Consider the following 13,204-nt stretch of genomic DNA (forward strand, 5'->3'; position numbering starts at 1 on the left):
AAGTAGACTTCTCATACAACTTGCGGTGCCCTATGCACATCCTCAGACACCTCAAACGCCTGGTGACCGACTGGTTCCTGTGCGGCATGTTGCTTGCCACCTTGTTGGCGTATTTCTTTCCCGGATTCGGCGCCACGGGCGGCGCGATGCATGCGGAGTGGGTGGTCAACATCGGCATCTTCGTGGTGTTTTTCCTCCATGGGATCAACTTGTCCGGGGAGCAGGTCCGCCACGGCTTGAAGAACGTCCGGCTGCATTTGATGGTGCAAGGTTTTACCTTCGTCGTGTTTCCCTTGATCTGGCTGATCGGTGATTGGTCATTGGGCCGCCATGTGCCGTCGCTATTGATGCTGGGGTTCTTTTACCTGTGCGCCCTGCCCTCGACCATCTCCTCGTCGGTGGCCCTCACAGGCAGCGCGGGCGGCAACGTGCCGGCGGCGATTCTCAACGCCAGCCTGTCCAGCGTGCTCGGGATTTTCCTGACGCCACTGCTGGTCAGCCTGGTGGTCGGCAGCGGTGCCGGTGGCATCGACCTGGGCTCGACCCTTCTCGATCTGTGCCTGATGTTGCTGCTGCCATTGGTGCTTGGGCAATTCCTGCGGCGCTGGCTGGCCGGTTTCTTCGCCCGATACAAGCGCTATACCAGCATCATCGACAAATTGGTCATCCTGCTGCTGGTGTACGCCGCGTTCTGCAATTCGATGGTTTCCGGGATCTGGCGACAACAAGGCAATGGCGTGCTGGTTAGCGCGGTGCTCGGCAGCGCCGTACTGCTGGCCATTATCCTGTGGATGACCACCCGCACCGCCCGCGCTCTGCGGTTCAGCAACGCCGATGAAATCGCTGCAGTGTTCTGCGCGAGCAAAAAATCCCTGGCCGCCGGGGTGCCGATGGCGGCGTTGATCTTCGGCACCGATCCCGGCCTGGGGCTGATCCTGCTGCCGATCATGATCTATCACCCCATGCAACTGATCGTCTGTTCGATCCTCGCCGAACGCTACGCCAGCCGCCAGCGAGCCCAGGCTGCGCCCACGCGCGAGGCGATGGTCAGCGCTCGATGATCGCCGTCACACCTTGGCCGGCCGCCGCGCAGATGGAAATCAGGCCCCGGCCCTTCCCGGCCGCGTCCAGCAGTTTGGCCAGGTTGGCGACGATACGGCCGCCCGTCGCGGCGAATGGATGCCCGGCGGCCAATGAGCTGCCTTTCACATTCAATCGGCTGCGGTCGAGGGCGCCCAGCGGCGTGTCGAGGCCCAGCCGGGATCTGCAGTAATCCGGGTCCTCCCAGGCCTTCAATGTACACAAGACCTGGGCCGCGAACGCCTCGTGGATTTCGTAGTAGTCGAAATCCTGCAACGTCAGGCCGTTGCGTGCCAACAAGCGCGGCACCGCATAGACCGGCGCCATCAGCAGGCCTTCAGCGCCGTTGACGAAATCCACCGCTGCCGTTTCACCGTCACGCAGGTAGGCCAGGATTGGCAGTCCGCGGGCGTTCGCCCACTCTTCGCTGCCCAACAATACCAGGGAGGCACCATCGGTCAGCGGCGTGGAATTGCCTGCGGTCAGCGTGCCCTTGGCGCTTTTTTCAAAGGCCGGCTTGAGGGACGCGAGCTTGTCCAGGGTCAGGTCCGGGCGCAGGTTGTTGTCGCGGGTCAGGCCCAGGAACGGCGTCATCAAATCGTTATGCCAGCCTTCGGCATAGGAAGCGGCCATTTTCTGATGACTTTCCAGGGCCAGACGGTCCTGCTCGTCTCGGGGAATCTGCCAGGTCTGCGCCATCAACTCGCAATGCTCGCCCATGCTCAGGCCCGTGCGCGGTTCGTTGATGCGCGGCAGGTCGGGAACCAAGTGTTGGGGACGCAGTTGCAGAAAAGCCTTGATCTTATCGGCGGTGGTCTTGGAGCGATTGGCTTGCAGCAGGATCCTGCGCAGCCCCTCATTGACACCGATGGGCGCGTCGGAGGTAGTGTCCACGCCGCCGGCGATGGCGCTGTCGATCTGGCCCAGGGCGATTTTGTTCGCCACCAGCAGCACGGTTTCTAGCCCCGTGCCGCACGCCTGTTGCACGTCATAGGCCGGGGTGCTGGGTGCCAGCCGTGAGCCGAGCACGCATTCGCGAGTCAGGTTCATGTCCCGGGAAAACTTGAGCACCGCCCCCGCGGCCATTTCCCCGATGTGAGCACCGTGCAGGTTGTAGCGCTCGATCAAACCTTCGAGCGCAGCCGTCAGCATCGCCTGGTTGCTGGCGGTGGCATAGGGCCCGTTGGAGCGGGCGAACGGAATGCGGTTACCACCGATGATCGCGACGCGGCGTAGCTGTGCCATGAAGAACTCCCCTGTATGCGCGAATGTGTGAAATTGGCCTGCGGTAACGTGCCCAGCCACAAGCTTAGGCTTTATCCGGGCGATCGAACGACCAATTGCCAAACATGGTCCACACTTGGAACCTCATCAGCCGGAGTGTGTTCCATGTCAGACCGTTACATAGACTTCGCCAACTCGCCCATTGGCCTGCGTCTGGTTGGCGCTCTGGGCTTGCCCTCCCCGGTGCGCCTCGAACGCTGGCAGGCCGGGCGGCTGCGGCCTATCGAGGGCGCCTTGCTGTTGGGCGGTGGCCCCCTGACCGAACAGGTCGCCACGTTCGCCAAGCGCTTGACCGACGCGATTTTCATCTACGGTGGCGAACCGACGCTGGCGACCGAATGGATCCCCGGCCACGGCCCGAAAATCAAGGCGGTGGTGTACGACGCCAGCCATCTGGTGCAGGTCGAGCAGCTCAAGCAGTTGCGCGAATTCTTCCAGCCCCTCATGAAAAACCTCGACCACAGCGCCCATGTCGTCATCCTCGGTCGCGCCCCGGAAAGCCTCGATGACCCGTTTGCCGCCAGTGCGCAACGGGCGCTGGAAGGCTTCAGCCGCTCCCTGGCCAAGGAGTTGCGCCATGGCGGGACGCTGCAGTTGCTTTATGTCGGTGACGGCGCCGAAGCGCAGTTGGAGGGGGCCCTGCGGTTTTTCCTGTCGCCCAAGAGTGCCTACGTTTCCGGGCAGGTTATCCGCCTCAAGGTCTGCCAGACCCAGGTCCAGGATTGGACGCGACCGCTCACCGGGCTCAAGGCGCTGGTAACCGGCGCCGCCCGTGGCATCGGCGCGTCCATCGCCGAAACCCTGGCCCGTGACGGCGCCGATGTGATCCTGCTCGATGTCCCGCAAGCCAAGGCCGACCTGGACGCCCTGGCCGCGCGCCTGAGTGGGCGCAGCGTGACGCTGGACATCTGCGCCGAAGATGCCGCCGCGCAGTTGATCGAACACCTGCCCGACGGCGTCGACATCGTGGTGCACAACGCCGGCATCACCCGGGACAAGACCCTCGCCAACATGACGCCCGAGTTCTGGGACGCGGTGCTGGCGGTCAACCTCAACGCGCCGCAGGTGCTGACCAAGGCCCTGCTCGACAGCGGCACCCTGCGGGACAATGGCCGGATCGTGTTGCTTGCCTCCATCAGCGGCATCGCCGGCAATCGCGGCCAGACCAACTATGCCGCGAGCAAGGCCGGCCTCATCGGCCTCGCCCAAGCCTGGGCGCCTGGCCTGGAGGCGCGGGGAATCAGCATCAACGCGGTGGCACCGGGCTTTATCGAGACACGCATGACCGCCGACATTCCCTTCGCCCTGCGTGAAGCCGGGCGCCGCATGAGTTCGCTGGGCCAGGGCGGCTTGCCCCAGGACGTCGCCGAAGCCGTGGCCTGGCTGGCACAACCAGGCACCGGCGCCGTAACCGGGCAGGCGCTGCGCGTGTGCGGGCAAAGCTTGTTGGGGGCGTGACCATGACGATCCAATGGCAGGAAATAAACACCGCCCCTTCGATGTCAGGGCTGTACGCCAAGGCCGCGACTCGCCGCAAGATCACCGGCACGGTCCTGCCTGACGTCGGGCTGCGCCAAGTGATCCAGGTCGACCAAAAGAACCTGGCGGCCTATCGCAAAGTGTGTGGTTTCAGCGAAAGCGGACTATTGCCGCCGACCTATCCACACGTGCTGGCGTTCGCCTTACAGATGCAATTGCTGACCGCCCGGGATTTCCCGTTCCCATTGCTGGGCTTGATCCACCTGAACAACCGCATCCGCGTGCTGCGGCCCATGGGCGGTGTCAGCCAGGTGCGGGCGAGCGTCAACGTCGAGAACCTGCAGCCTCATGCCAAGGGGGCGGTATTCGATCTGGTGACCCGTATCGAAGATCAGTTGGGCCCCTTGTGGCAGGCACAAAGCCAGATGCTCTGCAAAGGCGTCCAGCTTGACGGCGCATTGGCCGAGGACTCATCCGAGGACAGCCCCGAGTTGACGCAAGTGACACGCTGGACCGCACCCGTGGATATTGGCCGGCAATACGCCAAGGTGTCAGGCGACTACAACCCGATCCACCTGAGCGGCGCCAGCGCCCGGTTGTTCGGCTTCCCCACTGCCATCGCCCATGGTCTGTGGAACAAGGCAAGGACGTTGGCGGCGCTCGATGATCATTTGCCCGAAGCCAATATCGAAATCGACGTAACGTTCAAGAAGCCGGTGCGCCTGCCCAGCGAGGTGACATTGTTGGCGAGCGCGGCCGGTTCTAGCGGGCAATTGCGATTGGTGGGGGCTGGTGAGCTGGAGCATATGCTGGGAAGTTGGCAGCCGGTTGCTTGAGTATTTCCACCCAACCTATAGGTCAACCAATCAACGCGGTGGGTAGTTGGACAGGATCCGCCCCACCGTCTCGCGCACCTTCGCGCTGCGATCCATCGGGTTGGGTGAATCACTGAGCAATTGCTCGTCGCTGCCACGCCAGACAAGCTTGCCATCCTTGCCGTCGAGCAGGTCGATCTGCACGGTGGCGACCTTGTAGCTGAGGTTACGGGTTTCGTTGTACATCGGTCCGCCCCAATAACCATTCCATGGGCCGCCCCAACCGCCGCCATAGTTGGTCGTCACCTGTTGCTGGCGATCCTCGACGATCAGGTAGGCCTGGACCTGCACATCGCCCCGCGCGCCGCCCGTAGCCGGACGCAGGCCACGCTGGTCGAGTTGATCGGCGACCGCCTGGCGGATGCGCTGTTCGGTCAGGTCGCTCTTGATGCGCGGATCGTCCGGGCGATATTGCAACGCCGGCTCCTTCCAGCTCCAGCTGCGGTAGGCCGCGAAGTCGCGGCTGGTGTCGAAATCATGATTGACCTGGTTGGAAGCGCAGGCGCTAAGCAACAGGGCAAGGGCAAGCGGGACAAGACGGCGAAACATGGTTTTTTCTCCGTTGTTTGAATCAACTGGGAGGATAGGCCGACATGGCCTTTTCCACCGCGTCACGAATGGCATCGGTGCGCTCGCTCTGATTGCCGCGCTGGCTGGTCTCGGCGCTGGCGCTCCACACGGGCTGGCCATTTCGGGCGTCGAACAGATCGACCCGAACCACCACGACCTGCTCCTGATAGGTGCGCATCACGGGAATGGTGTTGTACATGCCATAACCCGGCCCGTAGCGGTTGTAGCCGCCGTAATAGCCCGCGTCATAGTCGTCCCGGACCTGCCGCAGCCGGGTTTCCAGGCGCAGGTCGGCACTGACGAAGAGGTCCGCCGGGCGATTGTCATGCAGCGGACGCAGCCCGCGTTGGTCCAACGCTGCGCTTACCGCTTCGGCCACCTGGGCCGAATCCGCCCAGGCAGTACCCGGCGGCAACCGACCGTTGAGCCAGGCCCAACTGCGATAGCGGCCATAGTCACGGGGCGGCGCCGGATAGGCGCTGCGATCGAACACTTTGGCGGCCTCGGGCGGTGCCGGCGGCAACGGATTGGAAGTCGCGACATACGGATTGTCGCTCTGGCAGGCTGCCAGCCCGAGGCATAACACCAATAATCCTGAACGACCTTTCATTTCGCTCTCCGACTGCTCTTCCGGATCAGAGGGGACGACAGACCCAATGCAGGTAGCGTCCCAACCCGGCAAACGCTGGGTGGCGCCGGTGGGCCAGTTCCATTTCCAGCAATTGCGCGAGTTCTACGCGGCCCTGGAATTGCACCGGCATGTAGTCATGAAAAACCCGCACGCCACTTTGAATTTCGACCTGCCACAGGTCTTCAAGTTGCGCCGCCAATTGGCGAGGATCAAGGGGTTGTTGCGGGGTCAGGCTCTGTTTTTCACCGGCCAGGTCGTTTTTGCGCAACTTGCGGAAATGCCCTTTGAGCAAGTTTCGATAAACCAGCGCGTCGCGGTTGTAGAACGCCAACGACAACCAGCCGCCAGACGCCGTCAGTTGATGCAGAACCGGCAGGATCGCGTGGGGCTCGGCCAGCCACTCCAGCACCGCGTGACACAGCACCAGATCGTACGGTTCGGTGAGCTGGCCGAGCAGGTCCTGCCACGGCGCCTGAATGAACGTTGCGTCCTGGCCGGCCTCGGCAAACCGCTGACGGGCACCCTCAAGCATGGGCTCGGCCGGTTCAGCCAAGGTCACCTGGTGACCACGCTCGGCCAGCCACAGTGACATGTGCCCCAGGCCCGCGCCAACATCCAGAATACGCAACGGGCGGTCAGGCAAGGCTTCAAGCAAATCGGCCTGGAGCACCGCCAGGCGGATCGCCCCCTTGGCCCCGCCGTAGATTTTTTCCGCGAAACGCGTGGCGAGCTGGTCGAAATGACGGTCACTCATGGGGCGAACCGCCGCTCGCTGTCGGCCAATTTGCCGCGCACCACGGCGTCCATATCCAAGCCCAACTCGCTGCACAGCAGCAACAGGTACAACACAATGTCACCGACTTCCTGCCCGGCGTGGGCCAGTTTATCCGCGGGCAGCTGGCGCGACTGGTCCTCGGTCAGCCATTGGAAAATCTCGACCAGCTCGGCCATCTCGACGCTGGCGGCCATGGCGAGGTTCTTCGGGCTGTGGAATTGCCGCCAATCGTTACGGTCACGAATGGCATGCAGGCGTTCGGTCAGTTCAACAAGGTTCATCGGGTTCTCCTGAATGCGCATAGCTTCGGGGCGATGACGAGGGAAGGCAAGCGTCTCGGTACGAAGCGGTGAATTGCTCCATAATCGAACGATCGCAGCCGCCACAACTCCTACAGTCAGGAGCCGACGGCTCGATTCCGATTCCTCTCCATCAGGATGCAAACATGCAGGTAGAAAGTTTCTTCGAATGGCTCGGCCAGGCGCTCGGTTCGGTGATCCGTTTCATCGTCGACCTGCTCAGCGGGCTGTTCAACACCTTGGCCAATGCCGGTGGCAATTTTGTCGATGGCCTGTCCCGCACGCTTGGCATGGACACCTCGATCATCAGCATCGTCGCACTTATCCTCGGGCTGATGCTGCTGTATTCGGCGATCCGCGCCTTCATGCGGGCCTCGATTGTCATGGGCATTATCTGGCTGGTATTGGGGTTGTGGTTGCTGAGCTGGATCATCCACTGAAGACAAACAGGGCGACATCAGGAACGAACGCTGCGATAACGCTACAATCGCGCTCCATCAAGGAGCCACCATGTCCAACCTGATCGCCGACTGGCGCGACCGCCTCACCCACCGTCGGGTATGGGCGCTGGCCGCGCCAATGATTCTCTCGAATATATCCGTACCGCTGGTAGCACTGGTGGACAGTACCGTCATCGGCCACTTGCCCCATGCCCATCAGTTGGGCGCGGTGGCGGTCGGGGCGAGTCTGTACACGGTGCTGGCCTGGGCCATGGGGTTCTTGCGCATGGGCTCGACCGGGTTCGCCGCCCAGGCAGCCGGGCGTGGCGATGGCGCTGCGCTGCGGCAGGTCTTGCTGCAAGGACTCTTGCTGGCGTTGGGGCTGTCGGTGGTGCTCGGGGCGGTCGGGGTTCCGTTGAGCGACGTGGCATTGCACTTCATGCAGCCCTCGGCCGAGCTCGACCAATTGACCCGGGATTTCTTCCACACCCGGCTTTTCGGCTTGCCGGCGGCGCTGGCCAGTTACGCGCTGGTGGGCTGGTTCCTTGGCGCCCAGAACGCCCGCGCACCGTTGACGATCCTGTTGGTCACCAACCTGGTGAACATCGCCTTGAACCTGTGGTTCGTGATCGGCCTGGATTGGGGCGTGACGGGTTCGGCACGCGCCTCGGTCATCGCCGAGTGGGCGGGCGCGCTGGTGGGCCTGGCCCTGGCCCGAAGGACGCTGCGCGCCTGGCCAGGGCGGATCGCCTGGGCCGCCCTGAGCCTGTGGCAGAGCTGGCGACCGCTGCTGGCGGTAAACCGGGACATTTTCATCCGCAGCCTGGTGCTGCAATCGGTGTTTTTCCTGATCACCGTGCAAGGCGCGCGGCTGGGGGACGCGACGGTGGCGGCCAATGCGCTGCTGCTCAATGGCCTGCTGCTTACCGCCCATGCCCTGGATGGCCTGGCCCATGCGGTGGAAGCGCTATGCGGCCACGCCATTGGCGCTCGCGACCGCCTGGCCCTGCGCCGTTCGCTGGTAGTCGCCTGCGGTTGGTCCTTGATCGCGAGCGTCGGGTTCGCACTGCTGTTTCTGCTGGCCGGACATTTGTTCATCGACATGCAGACCGACATTGCCGACGTGCGCGACACCGCTTACCGCTACCTGCCTTACCTGGCAACGCTGCCATTGATTGCCGTGTGGAGCTATCTGCTCGATGGCCTGTTCATCGGCGCCACCCGCGCCCGGGAAATGCGCAACGGCATGCTCCTGACCCTGTTGCTGGTGTTGCCGCTGGCCTGGGCGCTGCAAGGACTCGGCAACCACGGACTGTGGATCACTTTCCTGTTGTTCATGACGGTGCGCAGCCTGACGCTCGGGACGGTCGCCTGGCTCTTGCACCGTCGGGGCGGCTGGGTCGATGCCGAAACTCGATGATGTTCAGCCCTGTTTGCCTTGCCAGAGGCGTCGCAAATGATCGAGACGTTCTCGCTGGGAACCACCAGGCAGCCCCGGCACGGGCTCGGCATCGGGGTATTGCAAGCGCAGCCATAACCAGCCGTCGAGAACGGCCTGCTCGCTGAACCCCAGCTTGCGCCCCTGTTGCACGTAGTCCCAGAGCACCCAATAGTCATGGCCAGTGGAGCGAGACCATCGCCAGACGTGACGTTCCAGGAAGCACTCCTGCAATTTGACCTGTTGCCTGTCGCTGAGGCCATGCTCGTTTTCCAGCGCAGGCACCGCAAGCCTGGGATTGGAGAGCTGTTGCCACCCCTGGCACCCCATCGTCCGATCGGACCAGGTGCCACCGAACCAGCGCAACAGGCTGATCGGTCCCAGCCAGCAACTGAGCTCCCGGGGATCGCAGGCATCGAAGAAATAGCTGGCGGTGTGCGGGTTGTAATAACTCAGGAAGGCCTTGTAATGCAGGCCCAGCGTCACCGTCAGCATGCGCCGCAAATGTACCAGCAAGGACTCGGCTGGCGTCGAGGTCACCAACAGCAACCCGGGCCAGGATCGAGCGTCCAGATGGCACAGGCTGGCCAGCGCAGGCGATTGCCTAAGATCCACCAACAATGGGCCGTGTGATCTCGCTCCGTCGAACTCGGTTCCCTCGAACAGGGCAAAACGCGGCACCTCGGCAAACTGTTCCTTCAGGCGCTGTGCGGCCTCGGGCGCGTCCGGAACGTCTAACAGCAGCCATTGGGGAGCGGGACCCGGCAAGGTGGCCACATTCATGGCGCCGCGCCCGCGCCCTGTCCCATCACCATGCGACAGGTACACACCGGCTGCGCACAAGGGCTGAAACGCCCCCCGCCTGGCAAAAGGCACAGCAAGACCAGTGGCTCACCATCCTTGATTGCGGACAACATGGATGAATCGACTCCCGAAGCCCCGGGAATTTCCCCGGCAGGCGCGGTGGGAGGAAGCGCCTGCGTTGACTGCGCGCCGGGGGCGCCACCCAGGAATGCGCTGACCAGGGGACGGTCCGGGTCGCCCTCGATAAAACTCACCAGAACCTCGGTGCCCTCGGCAATCGTCCCCACGCCACGCGCCGCAAGCTCGGGTGCCAAGGGCAGCCAGCAATGGCTGGGGATGGCGCCCTCTCCCTGATAGGCCCAGTCGAACTGCACCGCCACTCGCCCGGCCACTCGCGGCTCATCCACTTCCACGACCCAGCCGCGTTGCCTGCTCACCATGACAGGCTTGTCCGGCGCCCTGTCCACCAAGAAGGGCATCCCCCAGGGAATGGCCTGGAAAAGATTGCCATAACCGCCCGCATGACCGTGGTGTTCAACCTGCGTCAATAACCAGCCCTGGTTCCACTTTCCATGAGGATGGCCCTTCAGCGACAGGATCTGGCCGGCGTGCAAGTGCGTCAGATCGCTACGGCCCTGGGCGACCAAAGCTCCGTGGATATCCGCCTTCACCGTGAACGCACGCACTGCGCGGGCCCGCCCTTCAACACTGTACAAAGCCTTGTCCATCGTCGGAACGTTGCCCGCCGTATCCGCAAAAACCAGGCATTTCCCGTCCCGGGTGTGATCGAAATGAAAGTGGATACCCGCCTGGGCGCACATTCGTTGTAGGAAATGCAGGTCGGATTCGCGGTACTGGGTATACAGATCCAACGAAGGATAAGCGTTGCTCAGATCCAGGCACAGGCTGCGGCCGTTGATACCATGCCCGCCCAGGACCTGGCGGATGATCTGTGGCACCGAGCAGGCATTGAAGACCCGTTGACTGAAACGCTGCGCAAGGCTCGCCAGCTTCGGCCCGATGCGTACCCGGCAGCTCTCGCCATGGCGGTGGACGATTTCGTGAAGTCGCCCGTGGATGCCTTGATCCTTGGTTCCGAAGCTCAGCCAGACGTTGCGGTACAGCAACCCGGCCATGTCCAGGGCCATGTCGCTGACCGACAGCTCCACTTCGAAAACGAAGGGTTCGCTGATGGCTTCATTGCCTGTTAAGGCTACGACGACGAAAGGTTCGGACAGACCGGCTATCTCCAGACGAAAAGGTAGCTCGCAGGCTGGATCGGACATCGGCGTTTTCTCTACAGGAGGGGCGACCGGGCATTCTCGCCGACAGCAGAGGACGAGTAGAGGGCTCAAGGACTATTTAGGAAAGGGACTACATGAAATTAGGACGCCGTCAGCTAAACGGCATCAATAGGCCAATAAACGCTGCGCACGGGTTTGCAATGCAGATACAACGTGGCGAGGGTAGCTTGCTCCCGCTGGCGCGCATCTGGCCCCATCGGGACCATTGCGCGCCAGCGGGAGCGAGCTACCCTCGCCACGATGAATCGCTCTAGCCTGCAACAGCGGCCCCGCAAGGGGCCGCCGTCAGGAAGAAAGGTAGGACGAACGCGTCAGCCCCAGTCGCAGCGCATCCAGGAACTGAGTGCGCTCGGCTGCCGTGATCCGGGCGCTGGCGCACTTGTCACGGTAGTGAGTCATCAACTCCTCCGGCGACAGGTGCACATAGCGCAACATGTCTTCGATGGTGTCGTGGGTTTCGATACCGGCGTGGTACACGCTGCCATCGGCGTTCTGGTAGATGTTCACCGAGTCGGTGTCACCAAACAGGTTGTGCATGTCACCCAGGATTTCCTGGTAGGCACCCACCAGGAAAATACCCAACAAATAATCCTCGCCTGGATTGAGCGAGTGGACCGGCAGGCTGGTCTCGATGCTCTGCTCGTCGACGTACTGCTTGATCTTGCCATCGGAGTCGCAGGTCAGGTCTTGCAGCACGGCACGGCGCAGTGGCTCTTCGTCGAGGCGATGCAGCGGCAGGATCGGCAATACCTGGCCGATCGCCCAAGTGTCCGGCAGGCTCTGGAAGACAGAGAAGTTGCAGATGTACTTGTCGGCCAGCTTGTCGTTGAGCTCGTCCAACACCTGGCGGTGCGAACGCTGGCGGGCCTTCAGCGAATTGTGCAGGCGACGGCACACCGCGAAGTAGCACTGCTCGGCCAAAGCTTTTTCCGCCAGGGTCAGCTTGCCATCGGCGTATTGGGCTGCCACGTCACTCATGTAATGGGTGGCTCGCCAGTAAGTCTCGGTGACCATCTCGATATCGGTCGGGCCCAGCAGGTCCACCAGCCACTGCACGGTTTCCGGCAGGCTTTCCTTGTTCTCGATGACCGGGACGTCATCGTGGTGTTTCTCGACGTCGGTCACTTGCACCACCAACATGGCGTGGTGCGCGGTCAGCGAACGACCGCTTTCGGAAAAGATGTGCGGATGCGGCAGGCTCTGGGCATCGCAGAACTCCTTGAGCATGCCCACCACGACACCGGCGTAATCGTCCATGTCGTAGTTGATGGAGCTGGCGTTGCGCGAGTGCGTGCCGTCGTAGTCCACGCCCAGGCCGCCGCCGACGTCGATGTGATCCACCGGCAGCCCAAGGTTGCGCAGCTCGCCGTAATAACGGATCGCTTCCTTGAAGCCATGCTGGTAGTCCGCCAGGTTGGCGATCTGCGAACCCATGTGGAAGTGCAGCAGGCGGATGCCCTGGTCCAGGCCCGCGCCACGGAAGCGCTCGACCACCGACAACAGCTGCGCGGCCGACAAGCCGAACTTGGATTTTTCGCCACCGGTGTCGGCCCACTTGCTCGACGCCAGGGACGACAGGCGAACCCGCAGGCCGACCTGTGGCTTGACCTTGAGCGACGCGGCTTCTTCGATCACCAGGCCGACTTCGGATTCTTTCTCGATCACGATGAAAACGTTATGGCCCAGCTTCTGGCCCATCAGCGCCAGGCGGATGAACTCGCGGTCCTTGTAGCCGTTGCAGACGATGGTCCCGCCCTTCGGCGCCAGGGCCAGCACCGCCAGCAGCTCGGGCTTGGAGCCGGCTTCCAGGCCGATCGACACGTTCTGTGTCGCGATGATGTTTTCGATCACCGCTTCCTGCTGGTTCACCTTGATCGGGTAAAGCGCGGTGTACTGGCTCTGGTATTCCAGGCGCGCGATGTTGCTGTCGAACGCGCCGGTGAGCTGACGCACCCGGTCTTGCAGGATGTCGGGGAAGCGCACCAGCAAGGGCAGCGAAAGGCCGCTCTGGCGCAACTGGTCGACTTGCTCGTACAAATCGATGGGCGAACTGTCGGGGCCGTTCGGACGGACTTCGACGCGACCGGCTTCATTGATCGCGAAATACCCGGCCCCCCAATGGCGAATCCCGTAAACACTGCGGCTGTCCGCAACTGTCCATTGGCTGCCATCGTCTTTGCGTGTGCGTCGTACGGACATCGAAGTCCCCTATAAAGAAGTCAAAA

The 13,204-nt window shown here is 62.7% G+C and carries 13 protein-coding genes; 5 read left to right on the forward strand and 8 right to left on the reverse strand.

Annotation, left to right across the window (positions count from 1 at the left end; translation table 11 throughout):
• The first annotated feature begins 32 nt into the window (after positions 1-32).
• Positions 33-1,061: a bile acid:sodium symporter family protein gene (locus tag J3P92_RS22070; protein WP_434607947.1), complete on the forward strand. Its 1,029-nt coding sequence runs from the start codon at positions 33-35 to the stop codon at positions 1,059-1,061.
• Here J3P92_RS22070 and J3P92_RS22075 read toward each other — a convergent pair.
• Positions 1,048-2,325, reverse strand: coding sequence for an acetyl-CoA C-acetyltransferase (locus J3P92_RS22075; RefSeq protein WP_420766292.1), 1,278 nt, complete (start codon positions 2,323-2,325; stop codon positions 1,048-1,050). The genes J3P92_RS22070 and J3P92_RS22075 overlap by 14 nt on opposite strands.
• 144 nt (positions 2,326-2,469) lie before the next feature.
• Here J3P92_RS22075 and J3P92_RS22080 point away from each other — a divergent pair, with 144 nt between their 5' ends.
• Together J3P92_RS22080 and J3P92_RS22085 are read left to right on the forward strand one after the other, a co-directional pair.
• Positions 2,470-3,822, forward strand: a complete 1,353-nt coding sequence (locus tag J3P92_RS22080) for a 3-oxoacyl-ACP reductase (protein WP_434649055.1) — start codon at positions 2,470-2,472, stop codon at positions 3,820-3,822.
• 2 nt (positions 3,823-3,824) lie between these two features.
• On the forward strand, positions 3,825-4,679 hold the full coding sequence (locus J3P92_RS22085) for a MaoC/PaaZ C-terminal domain-containing protein (protein WP_434649057.1): 855 nt from the start codon (positions 3,825-3,827) through the stop codon (positions 4,677-4,679).
• A gap of 30 nt (positions 4,680-4,709) precedes the next feature.
• Here J3P92_RS22085 and J3P92_RS22090 read toward each other — a convergent pair whose 3' ends face one another.
• From J3P92_RS22090 to J3P92_RS22105, 4 genes are read right to left on the reverse strand one after another with little or no spacing between them, the layout of a single operon-like run.
• The gene (locus J3P92_RS22090; RefSeq protein ID WP_434649059.1) at positions 4,710-5,267 is read right to left on the reverse strand and encodes a DUF4136 domain-containing protein; all 558 of its coding nucleotides are present in this window, start codon (positions 5,265-5,267) and stop codon (positions 4,710-4,712) included.
• A gap of 22 nt (positions 5,268-5,289) precedes the next feature.
• Positions 5,290-5,898 carry a DUF4136 domain-containing protein gene (locus J3P92_RS22095; protein ID WP_434607954.1) on the reverse strand — a complete coding sequence of 203 codons (609 nt, stop codon included), beginning with the start codon at positions 5,896-5,898 and terminating at the stop codon, positions 5,290-5,292.
• Between the two features lie 25 nt (positions 5,899-5,923).
• Positions 5,924-6,673, reverse strand: coding sequence for a methyltransferase (locus tag J3P92_RS22100; protein ID WP_434607957.1), 750 nt, complete (start codon positions 6,671-6,673; stop codon positions 5,924-5,926).
• Positions 6,670-6,975 carry a MazG-like family protein gene (locus J3P92_RS22105; protein WP_420766286.1) on the reverse strand — a complete coding sequence of 102 codons (306 nt, stop codon included), beginning with the start codon at positions 6,973-6,975 and terminating at the stop codon, positions 6,670-6,672. The genes J3P92_RS22100 and J3P92_RS22105 overlap by 4 nt, the downstream gene beginning before the upstream one ends.
• Positions 6,976-7,139: 164 nt before the next feature.
• On the opposite strand from J3P92_RS22105, the gene J3P92_RS22110 reads away from it, so the two are divergent.
• Together J3P92_RS22110 and J3P92_RS22115 are read left to right on the forward strand one after the other, a co-directional pair.
• Positions 7,140-7,433: a hypothetical protein gene (locus tag J3P92_RS22110; protein WP_420766285.1), complete on the forward strand. Its 294-nt coding sequence runs from the start codon at positions 7,140-7,142 to the stop codon at positions 7,431-7,433.
• A gap of 70 nt (positions 7,434-7,503) precedes the next feature.
• Entirely contained in the window at positions 7,504-8,853 is a 1,350-nt protein-coding gene (locus J3P92_RS22115; protein ID WP_420766284.1) for an MATE family efflux transporter, read from the forward strand.
• Positions 8,854-8,856: 3 nt separating this feature from the next.
• On the opposite strand, the gene J3P92_RS22120 is transcribed toward J3P92_RS22115, so the two are convergent.
• The 3 genes from J3P92_RS22120 to speA all read right to left on the reverse strand — a co-directional run bounded on the left by J3P92_RS22120 (position 8,857) and on the right by speA (position 13,178).
• Positions 8,857-9,654: a DUF4123 domain-containing protein gene (locus J3P92_RS22120; RefSeq protein WP_434560851.1), complete on the reverse strand. Its 798-nt coding sequence runs from the start codon at positions 9,652-9,654 to the stop codon at positions 8,857-8,859.
• Positions 9,651-10,961 carry a type VI secretion system Vgr family protein gene (locus tag J3P92_RS22125; RefSeq protein ID WP_434649061.1) on the reverse strand — a complete coding sequence of 437 codons (1,311 nt, stop codon included), beginning with the start codon at positions 10,959-10,961 and terminating at the stop codon, positions 9,651-9,653. Before J3P92_RS22125 ends, J3P92_RS22120 begins: the two co-directional genes overlap by 4 nt.
• Before the next feature lie 303 nt (positions 10,962-11,264).
• Entirely contained in the window at positions 11,265-13,178 is a 1,914-nt protein-coding gene (gene speA, locus J3P92_RS22130; RefSeq protein WP_039593533.1) for an arginine decarboxylase, read from the reverse strand.
• Between the last annotated feature and the right edge of the window lie 26 nt (positions 13,179-13,204).

The organism is Pseudomonas sp. D3-27 (genome assembly GCF_051132165.1).
Classification (GTDB): Bacteria; Pseudomonadota; Gammaproteobacteria; order Pseudomonadales; family Pseudomonadaceae; genus Aquipseudomonas.

Bases quoted from the DNA above. Each gene is read 5' to 3' on its own strand.
- J3P92_RS22070 (WP_434607947.1), top strand. From the start codon at position 33: ATGCACATCCTCAGACACCTCAAACGCCTGGTGACCGACTGGTTCCTG.
- J3P92_RS22075 (WP_420766292.1), bottom strand. From the start codon at position 2,325: ATGGCACAGCTACGCCGCGTCGCGATCATCGGTGGTAACCGCATTCCG.
- J3P92_RS22080 (WP_434649055.1), top strand. From the start codon at position 2,470: ATGTCAGACCGTTACATAGACTTCGCCAACTCGCCCATTGGCCTGCGT.
- J3P92_RS22085 (WP_434649057.1), top strand. From the start codon at position 3,825: ATGACGATCCAATGGCAGGAAATAAACACCGCCCCTTCGATGTCAGGG.
- J3P92_RS22090 (WP_434649059.1), bottom strand. From the start codon at position 5,267: ATGTTTCGCCGTCTTGTCCCGCTTGCCCTTGCCCTGTTGCTTAGCGCC.
- J3P92_RS22095 (WP_434607954.1), bottom strand. From the start codon at position 5,898: ATGAAAGGTCGTTCAGGATTATTGGTGTTATGCCTCGGGCTGGCAGCC.
- J3P92_RS22100 (WP_434607957.1), bottom strand. From the start codon at position 6,673: ATGAGTGACCGTCATTTCGACCAGCTCGCCACGCGTTTCGCGGAAAAA.
- J3P92_RS22105 (WP_420766286.1), bottom strand. From the start codon at position 6,975: ATGAACCTTGTTGAACTGACCGAACGCCTGCATGCCATTCGTGACCGT.
- J3P92_RS22110 (WP_420766285.1), top strand. From the start codon at position 7,140: ATGCAGGTAGAAAGTTTCTTCGAATGGCTCGGCCAGGCGCTCGGTTCG.
- J3P92_RS22115 (WP_420766284.1), top strand. From the start codon at position 7,504: ATGTCCAACCTGATCGCCGACTGGCGCGACCGCCTCACCCACCGTCGG.
- J3P92_RS22120 (WP_434560851.1), bottom strand. From the start codon at position 9,654: ATGAATGTGGCCACCTTGCCGGGTCCCGCTCCCCAATGGCTGCTGTTA.
- J3P92_RS22125 (WP_434649061.1), bottom strand. From the start codon at position 10,961: ATGTCCGATCCAGCCTGCGAGCTACCTTTTCGTCTGGAGATAGCCGGT.
- speA (WP_039593533.1), bottom strand. From the start codon at position 13,178: ATGTCCGTACGACGCACACGCAAAGACGATGGCAGCCAATGGACAGTT.